This window comes from Streptomyces sp. NPDC050485, from assembly GCF_044458185.1.
Classification (GTDB): Bacteria; Actinomycetota; Actinomycetes; order Streptomycetales; family Streptomycetaceae; genus Streptomyces.
Map to the genome: position 1 here is coordinate 58,179 of NZ_JBITHR010000028.1, position 14,576 is coordinate 72,754.

At 71.1% G+C, this 14,576-nt stretch carries 16 protein-coding genes and 1 pseudogene; 9 read left to right on the top strand and 8 right to left on the bottom strand.

All coding sequences use genetic code 11. The features are described 5' to 3' along the window. Positions 1-127 precede the first annotated feature (127 nt). Together ACIBK6_RS36030 and ACIBK6_RS36035 are read right to left on the bottom strand one after the other, a co-directional pair. A complete protein-coding gene (locus ACIBK6_RS36030; protein WP_399056661.1) occupies positions 128-448 on the bottom strand; it encodes a hypothetical protein in 321 nt (106 codons plus the stop codon). Between the two features lie 376 nt (positions 449-824). After that, entirely contained in the window at positions 825-2,267 is a 1,443-nt protein-coding gene (locus ACIBK6_RS36035; RefSeq protein ID WP_399056663.1) for a hypothetical protein, read from the bottom strand. A gap of 549 nt (positions 2,268-2,816) precedes the next feature. On the opposite strand from ACIBK6_RS36035, the gene ACIBK6_RS36040 reads away from it, so the two are divergent. The 5 genes from ACIBK6_RS36040 (at position 2,817) to ACIBK6_RS36060 (ending at position 6,925) form a co-directional block, all read left to right on the top strand. Next, the gene (locus ACIBK6_RS36040) at positions 2,817-3,023 is read left to right on the top strand and encodes a hypothetical protein (protein WP_399056664.1); all 207 of its coding nucleotides are present in this window, start codon (positions 2,817-2,819) and stop codon (positions 3,021-3,023) included. Between the two features lies 1 nt (position 3,024). Beyond that, a complete protein-coding gene (locus tag ACIBK6_RS36045) occupies positions 3,025-3,192 on the top strand; it encodes a hypothetical protein (RefSeq protein WP_399056666.1) in 168 nt (55 codons plus the stop codon). Between the two features lie 503 nt (positions 3,193-3,695). Continuing rightward, entirely contained in the window at positions 3,696-4,724 is a 1,029-nt protein-coding gene (gene tdh, locus ACIBK6_RS36050; protein WP_399056668.1) for an L-threonine 3-dehydrogenase, read from the top strand. 58 nt (positions 4,725-4,782) lie between these two features. Further along, on the top strand, positions 4,783-5,964 hold the full coding sequence (locus ACIBK6_RS36055; protein ID WP_399056670.1) for a glycine C-acetyltransferase: 1,182 nt from the start codon (positions 4,783-4,785) through the stop codon (positions 5,962-5,964). 46 nt (positions 5,965-6,010) lie between these two features. Beyond that, a complete protein-coding gene (locus tag ACIBK6_RS36060; RefSeq protein WP_399056672.1) occupies positions 6,011-6,925 on the top strand; it encodes a LysR family transcriptional regulator in 915 nt (304 codons plus the stop codon). A gap of 101 nt (positions 6,926-7,026) precedes the next feature. On the opposite strand, the gene ACIBK6_RS36065 is transcribed toward ACIBK6_RS36060, so the two are convergent. Further along, positions 7,027-7,353: a hypothetical protein gene (locus ACIBK6_RS36065; RefSeq protein ID WP_399056734.1), complete on the bottom strand. Its 327-nt coding sequence runs from the start codon at positions 7,351-7,353 to the stop codon at positions 7,027-7,029. Positions 7,354-7,499: 146 nt separating this feature from the next. Further along, positions 7,500-7,964, bottom strand: coding sequence for an ATP-binding protein (locus ACIBK6_RS36070; RefSeq protein WP_399056675.1), 465 nt, complete (start codon positions 7,962-7,964; stop codon positions 7,500-7,502). A 206-nt stretch (positions 7,965-8,170) separates the two neighbouring features. Between ACIBK6_RS36070 and ACIBK6_RS36075 the strand changes: the two genes are divergently transcribed. The 3 genes and pseudogenes from ACIBK6_RS36075 to ACIBK6_RS36085 form a co-directional block, all read left to right on the top strand. Next, complete coding sequence (locus ACIBK6_RS36075; RefSeq protein WP_399056676.1) at positions 8,171-9,031, top strand: helix-turn-helix domain-containing protein; 861 nt, start codon at positions 8,171-8,173, stop codon at positions 9,029-9,031. Continuing rightward, positions 9,032-9,298 carry a DUF397 domain-containing protein gene (locus ACIBK6_RS36080; protein WP_399056678.1) on the top strand — a complete coding sequence of 89 codons (267 nt, stop codon included), beginning with the start codon at positions 9,032-9,034 and terminating at the stop codon, positions 9,296-9,298. A gap of 87 nt (positions 9,299-9,385) precedes the next feature. After that, positions 9,386-9,646 (top strand): annotated as a pseudogene (locus ACIBK6_RS36085) (SAM-dependent methyltransferase); the annotation flags it as partial. Between the two features lie 185 nt (positions 9,647-9,831). Here the strand turns inward: ACIBK6_RS36085 and ACIBK6_RS36090 are convergent. From ACIBK6_RS36090 to ACIBK6_RS36100, 3 genes are all read right to left on the bottom strand, one after another. Continuing rightward, positions 9,832-10,638 carry a VOC family protein gene (locus tag ACIBK6_RS36090; RefSeq protein WP_399056680.1) on the bottom strand — a complete coding sequence of 269 codons (807 nt, stop codon included), beginning with the start codon at positions 10,636-10,638 and terminating at the stop codon, positions 9,832-9,834. A 292-nt stretch (positions 10,639-10,930) separates the two neighbouring features. Further along, positions 10,931-12,643 carry an FAD-dependent oxidoreductase gene (locus ACIBK6_RS36095; RefSeq protein ID WP_399056683.1) on the bottom strand — a complete coding sequence of 571 codons (1,713 nt, stop codon included), beginning with the start codon at positions 12,641-12,643 and terminating at the stop codon, positions 10,931-10,933. A gap of 160 nt (positions 12,644-12,803) precedes the next feature. Next, positions 12,804-13,463, bottom strand: coding sequence for a hypothetical protein (locus tag ACIBK6_RS36100; protein ID WP_399056685.1), 660 nt, complete (start codon positions 13,461-13,463; stop codon positions 12,804-12,806). Between the two features lie 202 nt (positions 13,464-13,665). On the opposite strand from ACIBK6_RS36100, the gene ACIBK6_RS36105 reads away from it, so the two are divergent. After that, the gene (locus ACIBK6_RS36105) at positions 13,666-14,085 is read left to right on the top strand and encodes a YchJ family protein (protein ID WP_399056687.1); all 420 of its coding nucleotides are present in this window, start codon (positions 13,666-13,668) and stop codon (positions 14,083-14,085) included. Here ACIBK6_RS36105 and ACIBK6_RS36110 read toward each other — a convergent pair. After that, the gene (locus ACIBK6_RS36110; protein ID WP_399056690.1) at positions 14,075-14,539 is read right to left on the bottom strand and encodes a TetR family transcriptional regulator; all 465 of its coding nucleotides are present in this window, start codon (positions 14,537-14,539) and stop codon (positions 14,075-14,077) included. The genes ACIBK6_RS36105 and ACIBK6_RS36110 overlap by 11 nt on opposite strands. Between the last annotated feature and the right edge of the window lie 37 nt (positions 14,540-14,576).

The window sequence follows — 14,576 nt, forward strand, 5'->3', positions numbered from 1 at the left end:
CCCCGTGTGCGGACGGATGCCACACCGTACGGGGACCAGGTCCGGGCGCTTTCTACTGCGGGGGCGCAGCCATTGACTGCGCCCCCCATGAGGCCCGAAGGCCTGCACATCAGATGATCCAGACGTGTCAGCCGTAGGTCTCGATCCACATGTCGAGGGCACCGCCGCCGCCCGCCGAGCAGTTCAGGACCGAGGCCCACTCCTGACCCATGGAACGGCCGCCCTCCGAGCCCTCCATGCCCGTGTGAACGCCACCGACGTTGGCACAGCTGCCGTGGACCTTCCAGCGGCCGTTGCCGCTGTCGCACCAGCCGATGCCGTTTCCGTTGTTGGCGGTCCAGGTGTGGCAGTTGGTCGCAGCACTGGCCGACGGCGCGGCGAAGAGCATCGCTCCCGCCACCATGGCCAGCGCGGCGGATGCGGTTCCTGCGAAACGCAGACGTGACATGACAACTCCCGTTTGGTGTCGTGCGAGGTGTTCCCGCCCGGCCGTACGCACGCCGCTCCTCAGCAGGCGGCCAGGCACGAGGGGGTGGACCGCTGGTGGTCGGCCAGCGCTCCGCACAACCGTATGCAGCGGGGTGCCCGCCGAGCATCAACCAGACCTCCCGCGCATCGTCCCGCCACCGTCCCAAGCCCCTGACCTGCGGCTTGGGACATCCCGCACGACCGAAGTAGGGACGGCCGCCCGCGGCAGCGCGGCCCGGCGAGCTGTGTGGTCCGATCCGCCTGGCCGCAATGGTCAGGGCCAGGTTGCGTCCCTGGAGATGCAATCGGCCTTCGAGTGACTCGGGCGTCGGCCGGGGAATTGGTACCGGAGCCGGTCAGCCGGTGACCGCTACCCGGTGCGCGGTGCGTCCCGTGCGGATGGTCAGCCCTTGTCGGGCCGCCTGGTCGACGGTTCGGCCCGCTGCCAGCCAGGCGTGCAGGGCGGAGGCCGCTGCGGCCGGATCGGCCCCGTCGGGATCGCCGGTGAGCCGCAGGAGCACCCCGCCGCGCGTGCGTACGGCGCACTCGCCCGGACGCGTCATGTAAGCGGCGAGCGAGCAGTGCGGATGCCGTGCGAGTACCTCGGCCGTCCACCGCCCGGGCGAACCGAACCGCGGGTCGTCCGGTGTGCCCTCCTGCAACAGGACGTCGGCGAGGGCCAGTTGACCGGGGTCGCGGGTGTCCTCGTGAACGGCGATGTGGGCGTGCCCGTCCCCGTCCGGCTCGTACCACGGGTCGGCGTACCGGGCCACCGAGACCTCGTCCGAGTCCGCGTGCACCCGGGTGAGCACTCGCAGCGGCGCGGTGACGGAAGCGCGCTCATATGCGGGCAGCGCAAGCCGTTGGAGGAGGGCGGGTTCCGGTGGCTCGGGGATGCCGATCAGCCCGTAGAAGAGGCCGCGCAGCAGCGTCGCGGACCGGCCGGGCGCGGACGTCGTGAGACGGGCCGGTCCGGCGAGCGGCTGGTGGTTCGCGATCAGGTCGTCCAGTTGCGCGGCGAGCGGTGCATGCGGATCGAACCGCGGTGCGTGCCGTACGAATTCGGCCACGGGCGAGCTCGGGTCGAGCCCGTCCAGCGGAGTCGCGCCGAGCAGTACGGGGGTTCCGAGGGCGGCCGCGTAGTAGCTGACCGAGCCGTGGTCGCCGATGACCGCGTCCGCCGCGAGCAGCGCCTGCCGCCAGTCGTGCAGCGGGTCGACGAGCGTGAGCCCGCCGCGCAGCGCCCGGTCGAGCCAGGCCCGGATCTGCCCGGGGCCGTGCCCGTGCCAGATGTTGGGGTGCAGCACGGCGGCGACCCGGTACTCATCGGCCGGCAGCTCGGCGGTGAGCCGGGGCAGCAGTGCCGGAAGCACGTCGTCCGCGCCGCCGTCGCCGAAGAGCGACTCGGGGTTCCAGGTCGAGTTCAGCAGCACCAGACGCTCGCCCCGGCGCATGCCGAGCGCCCGTTGGAAGCGCTCTCGGTACGGGCGGGCCGCCAGCATCCGGTCGAAGCAGGGGTCGCCCGCGAGCGTCGCGGTGGGAACGGCCTCAGGGCAGGCGACACGCAGCCGGTCCAGCTGCTCGGGGTGCGAGAGAACCATGGCGTCCGCGACGGGCGTGCCGTTGTGCAGCAGCCACTCGGGGGAGAGCCCGAAGACGGGGGCCGAGGTGAGAGCGCTCCCGGCTGTCCGGCTGTCCGGCTGTCCGGCTGTCCGGCTGTCCGGCTGTCCGGCTGTCCGGCTGTCCGGCTGTCCGGCTGTCCGGCTGTCCGGCTGTGGGCAGCCTCTTATTGTAGCCAACGCCGTGTGAGAGCAGGGCCAACTTGCCTGATATACGGTGGAGTTGGCCGCCCAGACTGGCCGTGATCGCCAGGTCGACCTTCGTTTCGACGGCCTGATCCCAGGGGAGCACCGGCACCCCGGTCTCCGCGAGCAGGGTCACCACTCCGCCCTCGAACACCGATGAACCCGTGCAGGTGGCCAGGAGCTGTATCCGGAAGTCGCCGTGGAAGAGGGGCAGTACATCGAGCAGCCGGGTCGCGGAGGTCACGTTGTGCACCACGAACAGCACGCGTCGGCAGTGGCCGCGGGTCGCCCAGCGGGCGGCGTCGTCACCGACCGGCACCCGTATGCGCCGGACGCCGGACCCCATCGCTCCGCCACCCCCCAGCTCCACGCCCGCCATCCCCTCGTTGTGGTGCGGACACCATAGCCAAGGGGCCGGGCCGCCTCCGCGCGGGCACCGGTCCCGGGCGGGCCCGGCTCCTCGCCCGAGCCGGACCTGCGAGCGGGGAGAATGGGCGAGCTGAGAGCGCTCCTCGCCGCGCCGGCGGCGGGCGCCGGGCGAGCGTGCCGCAGTCGGCGCTGGCCGCCCAGGTGCGGGCCGAAGGGGACGCACCACCCGCCGACGAGGTCGCGGCGGTGCAGGCCCTGGTGGGGCGAGTGCGGCGGGTGCCCGGGCGCGATGCGGTGGAGTCCGTGCCGGGCGGCTACCGCCTGGCCGCCCGGCCCGGCGAGATCGACCTCGCGAAACTCCTCGGCGGCCGTCCGGCTTGAGATGACCGGTACGCCGACCGAGCGCGACGCGGCGGAACGGCTGCTCAGGGAGGCCGTCGAGGATCCCGGCGGTTTCCGGGCGACGGCATCGGAACCGCCCGGATGCTCCTCGCCCAGCACTGCGGACGTACCGGCCGCAGCGGCCCGGGCCGTGACCAACTACGGTTGATGGAGGCCGAGTTCGACGGGCGACGCCCGACCTCTTCCGCGGGCTCGTCGCCGGGATGGACGGCTGGCTGGACTGCCTGGACGGAAAGTACGCCGATGCCCAGGACCGGATCCGGTACGCGGTACGCCGTCTGGAGGCGCAGGCCCAGCAGCGACTGCTCCATCCGGCTGTTTCTCCGTCTCCCCGGCATGCGCCTCACGCCCGGCCTCCATCGTCGCGGCGGGCACCTGCGGATGGCCGACATACCGGCTACGCAGGGATGATCCATGAGACGCGCCGGTGTGGCGCGAGGGGTGCGAGGGGCGCGCGTGAAGCTCGGCTGTTGGCCCGCTTAAGAAATCCTCGATGGACTCGGCGGCCCTGGCTCGGCAGATTGGTGATCAGCTAAACCAGCCAGATCAGCAAAATCAGTCAGAATCCTCACTTGTGCTGATCTTTCAGCCAGCACGTCCGGTCGCGATCCGTGGCCGTTCGCCCCTCTCCGTACGCCGGGAGCCGCGCCCATGAAGGCACTTGTCAAGCAGCACGCCGAACCCGGACTGTGGCTCATGGACGTACCCGAGCCGGAGACCGGGTCCGGCGATGTGCTGATCAAGGTCCTGCGCACCGGCATCTGCGGCACCGACCTGCACATCCGCTCCTGGGACGGCTGGGCGCAGGGCGCCGTCAGGACCCCGCTGATCCTGGGCCACGAGTTCGTCGGCGAGGTCGCCGCGATCGGCACGGACGTCCAGGACATCGCGGTGGGCGACCTCGTCAGCGGTGAGGGCCACCTGGTCTGCGGCAAGTGCCGCAACTGCCTGGCCGGACGCCGTCACCTGTGCCGCTCCACGATCGGGCTCGGCGTCGGGCGCAATGGTGCCTTCGCCGAGTACGTGGCGCTGCCCGCCTCCAACGTGTGGGTGCACCGCACCAAGGTCGACCTCGATGTCGCCGCGATCTTCGACCCGTTCGGCAACGCCGTGCACACCGCGCTGTCCTTCCCGCTGGTCGGCGAGGACGTGCTGATCACCGGCGCGGGGCCGATCGGCATCATGGCGGCGGCCGTCGCCAAGCACGCCGGTGCCCGCAACGTCGTCATCACCGATGTCAGCGAGTCCCGCCTGGAGATCGCCCGCAAGGCCGGCGCCACGCTCGCGCTCAACGTCGCCGAGCACGACATCGCCCACGCCCAGCGCCTGCTCGGTCTCAAGGAGGGCTTCGACATCGGCCTGGAGATGTCGGGGCGGCCCGAGGCCATGCGCGACATGGTCGCGAACATGACCCACGGCGGCCGCATCGCGATGCTCGGCCTGCCGTCGAAGGAGTTCGCGGTGGACTGGGCGAAGATCGTCACCTCGATGATCACCGTCAAGGGGATCTACGGCCGCGAGATGTTCGAGACGTGGTACTCGATGACCGTCCTCCTGGAGGGCGGTCTCGACCTCAGCCCCGTGATCACCGGTTCGTACGGCTACCAGGACTTCGACGCGGCATTCGACGAGGCCGCGACCGCCCGCAGCGGCAAGATCATCCTCGACTGGACGGCCTGACCACCCCGCAGGCCCACCGGCCCCGTCTGACCTCCCGCCCGCTTTAGGAGCACCCCGCATGTACGCGAACGTCCGCGACGACCTTCAGAAGACCCTTGACGAGATCCGGGAAGCCGGCCTCTTCAAGCCCGAGCGCGTGATCTCCACCCCGCAGAGCGCCTCCGTCTCCGTGCCCTCCGGCGACGTACTCAACTTCTGCGCGAACAACTACCTCGGTCTCGCCGACCACCCCGAGGTGGTCGCCGCCGCCAAGGACGCCCTGGACCGCTGGGGCTACGGCATGGCCTCGGTCCGCTTCATCTGCGGCACCCAGGACGTCCACAAGGAGCTGGAGGCCCGCCTGTCGGCGTTCCTCGGCCAGGAGGACACGATCCTCTACTCCTCCTGCTTCGACGCCAACGGCGGTGTCTTCGAGACCCTGCTCGACGCCGAGGACGCGGTCATCTCCGACGCCCTTAACCACGCCTCGATCATCGACGGCATCCGCCTGTCCAAGGCCGCCCGCTTCCGCTACGCCAACCGCGACATGGCCGACCTGGAGGCCAAGCTCAAGGAGTCGTCCGGCGCGCGCCGCCGCCTGATCGTCACCGACGGCGTGTTCTCCATGGACGGCTACATCGCGCCGCTGAACGAGATCTGCGACCTCGCCGACCGCTACGACGCCATGGTCATGGTCGACGACTCGCACGCCGTCGGCTTCACCGGCCCCGGCGGCGCGGGCACCCCCGCCCTGCACGGCGTCAGCGACCGCGTCGACATCATCACCGGCACCCTCGGCAAGGCCCTCGGCGGCGCCTCCGGCGGCTATGTCGCGGCCCGCGCCGAGATCGTCGCCCTGCTGCGCCAGCGCTCCCGCCCGTACCTGTTCTCGAACTCGCTCGCCCCGGTCATCGCCGCCGCCTCGCTCAAGGTCCTCGACCTCCTGGAATCGGCCGGTGACCTGCGCGAGAAGCTCGCCGCGAACACCGCTCTCTTCCGTACGAAGATGACCGGGGCGGGCTTCGAGATCCTGCCCGGCGAGCACCCCATCGCCCCCGTCATGATCGGCGACGCGGCCGAGGCGGGCCGCATGGCCGAGCTGCTCCTGGAGCGCGGCGTGTACGTGATCGGCTTCTCGTACCCCGTGGTCCCGATGGGCAAGGCCCGCATCCGCGTCCAGCTCTCGGCCGCGCACTCCACCGAGGACATCGAGAAGACGGTGGCCGCATTCATCGAGGCCAGGGCGGCGATGAAGGGCTGACGCCCGGGCGGCGATGGACGGCTGACGCACGGGTGACAATGGCAGGGTGATCGACCCCCGCCGGCTGCGCATCCTGCGTGCCGCGGCGGACCACCGCACGGTGACCGCCGCGGCAGCAGCGCTGTATCTGACCCCCTCCGCCGTCTCCCAGCAGCTCGCCGCCCTGGAACAGGAGACCGGGCACACGCTGCTCACCCGCAGCGGCAAGGGGGTGCGGCTCACGGCCGCAGGCGAGATCCTCCTGGAGCACGCCAACGCGGTCCTGGCCCAGCTGGAGCGGGCCGAGGCGGAGCTGGCCGATTATGCGGGCGGCGCGGCCGGAGAGGTCACGGTGGCCGCCTTCGCCACGGGCATCGCGGAGGTGCTGGCCCCCGCGATCGCGCGGCTGCGCGAGACGCACCCGGCGATCCGGGTACGGGTCCGCGACGCCGAGGGCGACGAGGCGCTGCCCCTGGTCCTGGACGGCGAGGCGGATCTGGCGCTCGCCGTCGAATACCGGGGCGCGCCCCGCGAGGACGACAGCAGACTGTCCCGCGTCCCGCTGTACGCCGAGCCCTTCGACGCCGTACTGCACGCGGCCCACCCCCTCGCCCAGTCCCCGGACGTGCCGCTCTCGGCGCTCGCCGACGACGACTGGATCGGGCCCTACCCGGGCAATCCCTGCCACGACGTGATGCTGCTGGCCTGTGAACTCGCGGGATTCCAGCCCAAGTTGGTGCACTCATCGGACGACTTCCGGGCGGTGGTCGCGCTGGCGGGCGCGGGCGCCGGGGTCGCGCTCGTACCGCGTTCCGCGCTGCGCGGCATGGCGCAGAAGGGCACGGTGGTGCGTCCGGTGGCGGGCCCGGCGGCGACCCGACGGGTGTTCGCGGCGGTACGCCGGGGAGCCGAGCGGCATCCGCTGTTCCGCCCGGTCCTGGAGGCTCTGGCCGAGGCGGCGAGCGGCCTGCCCGTCGACTAGCGTTCCCGTGCGAAAAAATCAGCCCCTCCGGCCATTCAGAAGCGGGGCCCGGGGCGGAGCACCGTGCCCACCGGGCGGCGGGGGACCCGCGCGTGCCGCCGTCAGGCCCAGGCCGGAGCCGTCCCCGTGAGCTGGCAGACCACCAGGTAGAGCGGGATCGGCGGAGTGTAGGGCGTCGAGCCCTCGGGGAAGTTGATCAGGCGGGGCCGGTCCGCATCGGGGACCAGCGCGCCGGGCGCGTACCGCACCGGTCGCGGCCAGGGCAGCTCCTGGTCGGAGCCGGCCGGAACGATCCACCACCACCAGTCGGCGGAGGCGAAGACGCAGCCGGACCGGGGCAGCCGGGACAGCAGCCGGAAGCCGTGCAGGGCTGGTACCCCCACCGCGTCCCGGCCCAGCGTGGCGGGCAGCACCGGCGGCAGCAGCATGCCGCCGGTGACCGCGGCGGAGCCGCCGGGCCCGGGCTCGCCGTGCGCACCCCCACTGCGCACGGGGCCACGGGGCCCGGCGGATCCGGACCTATCCGGTCGCGGGCCCTGCCGCCCGGACCGGGGTCCCCAGGGAAGTCTCTCTCTCAGCACGGCCGGCCCGGCCCGCCGTGCGCGAGCTCGGCCCAGACGATCCGGCCGGGACCGTACGGGGCCTCGTGTGCGCCCCAGGCGCTGCTCACCGCGTCCACCAGGAGCAGCCCGCGTCCGCGCTCCTCCTCGTCGCCCGAGTGGCACAGCCTCGGCCCCGCGGATCCGCACCCCAGGTCCCGGACCGCGATGCGCAACAGGCTCTGCAGATCGGTGAGTTCGCACAGTATGTAGTCGCCGGCGGTGTGCAGGACGGCGTTGGTGACGAGCTCCGAGATCACCAGCGCGGCGGTCTCGTGGAGCTCCTCGTGGTGTCCCCAGCCGGTCAGCAGGTCGGTGCTGCGCCGCCGGGCGACCGCGACCGAATCGGTACGGGCCGGCACGTCGAAGGCGTGCCGCCGGACAGCGGTCCCGGAGAATGCGCCAGTGAGCTGGGGGGTGAGCGCGTTACCAGGAGCCACGACCGGAATCCTCACAGTGGGGAGGCGGCGCCCCGCGGAGCCTCCCCCGAGGCTGCGCATCACGACCGCGTGTGAACTGGTTCACCCGCCTACCATGTACCCGCGGCGGACACTTGGCAAGGGGCACTCTGAAAATTGCAGAGTGCCGTTCTCCTATCTGCAACGACATGGCACACTGCTCGCATCAGCGCGTGGGGAGGTCTGAAGTGAGTGAACCCCGGTCCGCCCCGACCGTGGGCCAGGTCGTGCTGGGCAGACGCCTCCAGGACCTGCGTGAGCGGGCCGGCCTCAGGCGCGAGGAGGCCGCCAAGGTGCTCCGGGTGGCCCCGGCCACCATTCGGCGCATGGAGATGGCCGAGGTTTCCCTCAAAATCCCTTACGTAGTACTGCTGTTGAGGGCGTACGGCATCGGCGACGACGAGGCGGAAGGTTTCATCGCCCTTGCCGAGGAGGCCAACAAGCCGGGCTGGTGGCAGCGCTTCCACGACATCCTGCCCGACTGGTTCAGCATGTACGTCAGCCTGGAGGGCGCGGCCTCGCTGATCAGGTCGTACGAGCCGCACTTCGTGCCCGGGCTGCTGCAGACCGAGGAGTACGCCCGCGCCGTCATGCGCAGCGGCGCGCTCGGCGCCACCAGCGTGGCAGACATGGACCGGCACGTGGCGCTGCGCATGGCGCGCCAGTCGCTGCTCACCCGGGACGACGCCCCGCGCCTGTGGGCCGTCATGGACGAGACGGTGCTGCGCCGCCCGGTCGGCTCGCCGCAGGTGATGCGGGACCAGATCGACCGCCTCCTGGAGGCGTCGAAGCTCCCCAACGTCACCGTGCAACTGGCCGAGTTCTCCTCCGGGCACCATCCGGGAACGTACGGCCCGTTCGTCCTCTTCCGCTTCGCCGTGCCCGAACTGCCGGACATGGTCTACAGCGAATACCTGACCGGCGCCGTCTACCTCGACGCGCGCCCCGAGGTGGCCACCCACCTGGAGGTCATGGACCGCATGGCGGCGCAGGCCGCGACTGCACAACGCACGAAGGAGATCCTCCGGGATCTCCGCGAGGAGCTGTGAATGGATCACATATACGACGGCGGGCCGGCGGACGGGCACATCTACAACGGCATGCCCGCCGCCGAACTCGGCGCCGAGGGCTGGCACAAGCCGTGGAGCGGCGGGAACGGCGGCAACTGCTTCGAGGCCATGAAGCTGGCCGACGGCCGGGTCGCGGTGCGCCAGTCCGCCGATCCGGAGGGCCCCGCGCTGATCTACACCCCCGGTGAGATCGCCGCCTTCATCCAGGGCGCCAAGTCCGGCAAGGCCGACTTCCTGCTGACGTGATCCCCCAACTGCCCTGACTCTCCCGCCTGTTCACTGACCTTCATCCCCCATGGAGTGCACATGACCGGGCAAGACAGCACCGCCGTGCAGGGCGTACGCCAGTTCCTGGACATCGGCACCGGCATCCCCACCGAGCCCAACCTCCACCAGGTCGCCCAGCGCACCGCGCCCGACGCCCGGGTCGTGTACGCGGACAACGACCCGATCGTGCTGCGGCACGCGGAGGCCCTGCTGCGCTCCGCGCCCGAGGGCGTCACCGAGTACATCCAGGCCGACCTCCGCGAAGTCGACCGCATCCTGGAACTCGCCCGGAACACCCTGGACTTCGGCCGTCCCGTCGCGCTCTCGCGCGGCCGAGGGCGACGAGACGGTTCCCGTCTACTCGGGCGTGGCCCGCACGGCCTGAGCCGTGGGGCGCAGCCCGGATGCCCCGGCGCGAAGGGGGCCGGCGATGCTCCGGCAGCCGCACCGCAGCAGGAGCTGGACCGCGGCGAGGGTGGCCGTGCCGTGGTCCAGCTCTGTGCGGGGGCGGGTCAGGTGGGCTCAGGCCCCGTCGCCTTGATGACCGCGAAGACTCCGCCCTGCGGGTCCTGCAGGACGGCCATCCGGCCCGCCATCATGTCGAACGGCGCCTTGAGGACGTTGCCGCCCGCCCGGACCAGCGCATCGACCGTACTGTCGGTGTCGTCGACCGCGAAGTACGTCAGCCAGTGCGAGGGCGCCTCCGGCGGCAGGCCGTCGATGTTGGCGAGGGCCTGCATGCCGCCGACGGTGCGGCCGTTCACGTTGAGCGCGAAGTAGCCGTCCGCACCCTCCATGGGGGCGGCGGTGATGCCCAGCGTCTTGGAGTAGAAGGACGAGGCGGCGTCGGTGTCGCTGGTGTTGAGCTCGTTCCAGATGAACGCGCCGGGCTCGTTGACGACGCCCGCACCAGGGAAGTCCTTGGCCTGCCAGAGGCCGAAGACGGCGCCCGTGGGGTCGCTCACCACGGCCATCCGGCCGAGCGTCATCACGTCCATGCTCGGCACCATCGTCTGGCCGTCGCTGCTCGTGATCGCCTTCTCGGTGGCGTCGACGTCGGCGGCGGCAAGGTAGGTGGTCCACACGGTCGGCGGCATGGGGTCGGGCGTGCTGCCGTCCGGGTTCATCGCGGCCATGATCCCGGCGACCGGCTTGCCGTTCAAGGAGCAGAGCGCGTAGCCGCCGGTTTCGGGCGGCCCGACCTCGCCCTGCCAGCCGAACAGATCACGGTAGAAGTCGAGGGCCGCCTGCTGATCGGGAACCATCAAATCGACCCAGCAAGGGGTGCCGGGCGCGTACGGACCTGTGACATCGGGCATGATCAGCCTCCATGGACTGACTGGGCGGGTCGCGGAGTGGCGTGCGCGGAGAAGACCAGTCCGTGATCCATCCGCTGTTTATGGGGTCGCAACCAGTCAAGCACCGGTCCGCGACAGGTGCACGATGACGGGTCACACGGCGGGCGCAAGCACCTTCAGATCCTGTGTCCAAAACCCCGTCCGGATCAGACCGGGTTTGGACGCAGGCTCTCAAAACCAGGACCCGCGCAGTACCGGCTCCGTGCCGGCGGCGGACTTCACCGCCGGCACAGGCCCCCTCCGCGTCGACCGGCTACCCCACGTCGAAGACGTTCGGCAGACCGAGGCGGTAGCGCAGCCGGTCGGTGTCCTTCAGGAAGCCGAGCTCCGGCGCGCTGTACAGCGAGGTGACCGTGCAGTGCGGGGCCGTCGAACCCGCCCGGTCCAACAGGGCGTTGACGGCGAGGCGGCCCGAGGTGTTGGCGCCCTCCATGGTGGCCAGGTCGATGGGGACGGCCACGTAGTCGCCGGCCAGATAGAAGTTGGGGATCGTGGTGCCGGCCGACGGGCGGTTGTGGAAGGTGCCCGTGGGATGGATGAGGAGTTCGTCCTCGTTCTTCGGATTCGGCGTTCCTATGTCGGAGACGCCCGGGTCCAGGAACCAGGAGTGCAGCTTGGAGTCGCTCAGGACGGTCTTGCCGGTGTCGTTGAGCGCGGCCTTCAGCTGCGCCCACACCTCGCGCGCGACCTCCTCGCGGGTGCACTGCTTGGCCGTCTTGCCGTACAGGATCCCGGGTTTGTCCCATTCGGAGATGTCGACCGAGAGGCAGTCGGCCACCGACCCGTCGCCGTAGTCGGCGGCGAAGGTGCGCTGCGGCCAGTGCTCGGCTTGCGCGATGGCGGTGAGCGACCACTGCGAGTCGATGCAGTCGAGGTGGCCGTGCACGGTGTCGGGCCGCTCGGTCAGATAGAACTGAATGCCCGTCATCCAGTCGGTGCGCAGCTGGTCGCAGCGCGCCAGCTGCGGGTCGGCCGCGCGCATCGCCGCACTCCAGGTGGGCCGCGCGTGCTCCACCGGAAGCGCCGATATGTAGTGGTCCGCGGTGACGGTGCGAGGTGTGCCCGTCTCGTCCTCCACCTGAACGCCCGTCACCTTGACGCCGTCGTAGGTGACTTCACGTACCGTCCAGCCGACCCTGAACTCGACGCCGAGCGTGCGTAGTTGAGCGACCCAGGGATCGATCCACGCCTCGTTGGTGGGTGCGTTGAGGATGCGGTCCAGCGGGCCGTCGGCGCCCCGGCCGAGCGCGTTGAACACGAAGGCTTCCAGCAGGCTGCCCACCGTGCGGGTGCTGGCCTCCTCCGCCTTGGTCGCCACGATGTTGCGGGTGACCCCGACGGCGAGGATGCGCTGGTAGTCGTAGCTCATCTGGGCGGCCCGGGTGAACGTCCACCAGGGGGTGTGCTCCCACTGGCTGTCGCGCCGCTCCTGGCAGCTGGTGAGGAAGACCGCGAGCCGGTCCACGAAGTACGCGACCTCGCCGGCCGGCAGCCGTTGGAAGGTGCCGAGCACCCCGGTCACGGCGCGGCGGATGTCGTCGATGGTGAGCGGCTGGGGAGTCCCGGCGCCCGGCATGGGCAGCCGCAGGTCCTCCTGCCCGGTCCGCGCGAACATCATTTCCTTCGGCGCGACCAGGTTGTCCCAGACGCCGTGCGGATTGCCGGGGAACGGGATCCGGCGCATCGTGTCCGGCAGGTTGTGGTAGATGCCGGGGATGAAGCGGAAGCCGTGCTCGGCGGGCAGCGGGCGGCGACCGCCCTTCGCGCTGTCCGGTACGTCCATGGAGCGGGCCTTGCCGCCGAGCGCCCGGCGCTCGAAGAGCGTGACCCGGAACCCGCGCTCGGCCAGCTCGTGGGCGGCGGTCAGCCCGGCGACCCCGCCGCCGAGCACGGCGACGCTCTGCCCGGCCGCCGCCGCTCTCGGGGCGGCCGCGGCGGTGCCCGCCTCGATTCCCAGGGCGGCCACCGCGCCCACCACTGCCGTACCCGCGACAAAAGTCCGTCTCGTGCTGCCCGTGCGCTCCACAGTGCTCCCTATTACCGGTGGTAACGATCACGTCCGGCGCAGGAGCATACGGCCGCCTCCGTCAACGCGGAAGACGCATTCGACCCACAAGTACTGGCGATTACGAGACGAACTCCTCGTTCCCGTACCGCACTTGGGCCGTGTTCCAGTCGACGCCCAGGGCCTTCGTGAGCTTCTGGGCCAGCGGCAGATCGGCGATCGGGGCGATCAGGACGAGCCGCCCGTCCAGGGTGACCGAGCCGCCGCCGAGCTCGTCGCGGGCGTCGGGGTTGGCCAGCAGCGCGTCGTGCAGCCTGGTCGAGGAGACGCCCGGGGCCTGGATCTCGACCGCGTCGGCCTCCGGGGAGGTGCGCGCCAGACAGCGGAAGGTCAGCACCGACTCCTGGTGGTACTGCTTGGCGATGACACCGGCGATGTGGTGCAGCCCGTCCGGGCCGACCTTGTTGACGTCGAACTCGCGGGAGCGCTCATAGGTGGCCTGCTTCAGGTCGCCTGACCAGAACACGCCGTCGAGCAGCTTCGAGGCGCCGGGCCGCGCGCCGTTGGCATGGATGATCTGGCGTACTTCGTGGTCGAAGCGCTTCAGGCGGGTCTTGAGTCGCGGGTCCGCCGGATCGGTGATGATCGCGGTGTTGTCGGTGGCGAAGATCTCCGCCGTCGGGCAGTCGTGCGTCGCCGGATCTGCCTGCGCGTTCCCCGCGCCCGCCGCCCCCAGCGTCACGACGCCGACCGCGACCAGAATGCGCAACCTGTGCTTCATGCCTCAACTCCCTGCCCGGTGGCTCATGTTGCTGCGCCGCAGGCGCATCGGGATCACCGTAGAGTCGTCGGCGCGGGGTTAACTGCGGTAACTCCACGTATGGCCGATAGTGGGTGGCGGCCGGTTTTCGCCGTCGGCGCGAGCGGCTTCGCGGCAGGCCGCGGAGTCGGACAGAGGTGGCCGCCTGTGATCAGATAGCGCCATGTCCCGTCGCACCAAGAGCCCCGCACGCTCCGCCGCCCCGAAGGCCTGCCCCTGCGGGCTGCCCGCCGCCTACGCCGAGTGCTGCGGCCGCTACCACGCGGGCACGGCCGCCGCCCCGACCGCCGAGGCGCTGATGCGCTCGCGGTTCAGCGCCTTCGCGGTCCAGGACGGGCCGTACCTGCTGCGCACCTGGCACCCGGACACCCGTCCGGAGAGCATCGACTTCGAACTCGGCATGCGCTGGATCCGCCTGGAGATCCTGGACACCACCGACGGCAGCGCCTTCCACACCACTGGCACGGTCACCTTCCGCGCGCACTACAGCAGCGGCGGCGAGGCCGGCTCCCTGTACGAGCAGAGCCGGTTCTCGCGCGTCGACGGCGCCTGGGTCTACCTGGACGCGGTCCTCACCGACTGACCGATTGGCCGGTCGAGCTGAAGACGAAGCCGAACTCGCGCTCCCCGGCGTGAAATTGACGGTCCATCAACACCCCGGGTCCGCCTGATCCAGAGCCGATCTCGTGCATCCCGTGGTCCAGGTTGAGCCAGCCCCGGTCGCCGGGGACCAGATCGGGCCGCAGCCGCTCCTCGTCGGCACTCCACGTGTACGTCACGCGCAGCCCCAGACCGGACGCGGCGGGCGCCACCCGCGAACGCACCACGATCCGCTCCGCCGACAGCTGGTCCTTGGAGGCGTAGTGGTAGAGGACGGCGGCCTTGGAGACCCCGGCCTGTTCGGCGATGGCGGCCAGCGAGGTGGCCGGGTAGCCGCGGGTGGCGATCGAGTCGATGGTGGCCTCGATCAGCTGCCGGCGGCCGGCCTGCTCGGTGAAGGTGAGCCGGTCCGGATCGGCACTCCGACGAGCAGCCATCGTGCCGCCACCCCTTCCTTCTCCAGTCCCCGACCTG

Excerpts from the sequence above, each read along its gene's own strand:
- ACIBK6_RS36030 (WP_399056661.1), bottom strand. The coding sequence starts at position 448 with ATGTCACGTCTGCGTTTCGCAGGAACCGCATCCGCCGCGCTGGCCATG.
- ACIBK6_RS36045 (WP_399056666.1), top strand. The coding sequence starts at position 3,025 with ATGACCGGTACGCCGACCGAGCGCGACGCGGCGGAACGGCTGCTCAGG.
- tdh (WP_399056668.1), top strand. The coding sequence starts at position 3,696 with ATGAAGGCACTTGTCAAGCAGCACGCCGAACCCGGACTGTGGCTCATG.
- ACIBK6_RS36055 (WP_399056670.1), top strand. The coding sequence starts at position 4,783 with ATGTACGCGAACGTCCGCGACGACCTTCAGAAGACCCTTGACGAGATC.
- ACIBK6_RS36065 (WP_399056734.1), bottom strand. The coding sequence starts at position 7,353 with ATGCTGCTGCCGCCGGTGCTGCCCGCCACGCTGGGCCGGGACGCGGTG.
- ACIBK6_RS36080 (WP_399056678.1), top strand. The coding sequence starts at position 9,032 with ATGGATCACATATACGACGGCGGGCCGGCGGACGGGCACATCTACAAC.
- ACIBK6_RS36090 (WP_399056680.1), bottom strand. The coding sequence starts at position 10,638 with ATGCCCGATGTCACAGGTCCGTACGCGCCCGGCACCCCTTGCTGGGTC.
- ACIBK6_RS36100 (WP_399056685.1), bottom strand. The coding sequence starts at position 13,463 with ATGAAGCACAGGTTGCGCATTCTGGTCGCGGTCGGCGTCGTGACGCTG.
- ACIBK6_RS36105 (WP_399056687.1), top strand. The coding sequence starts at position 13,666 with ATGTCCCGTCGCACCAAGAGCCCCGCACGCTCCGCCGCCCCGAAGGCC.
- ACIBK6_RS36110 (WP_399056690.1), bottom strand. The coding sequence starts at position 14,539 with ATGGCTGCTCGTCGGAGTGCCGATCCGGACCGGCTCACCTTCACCGAG.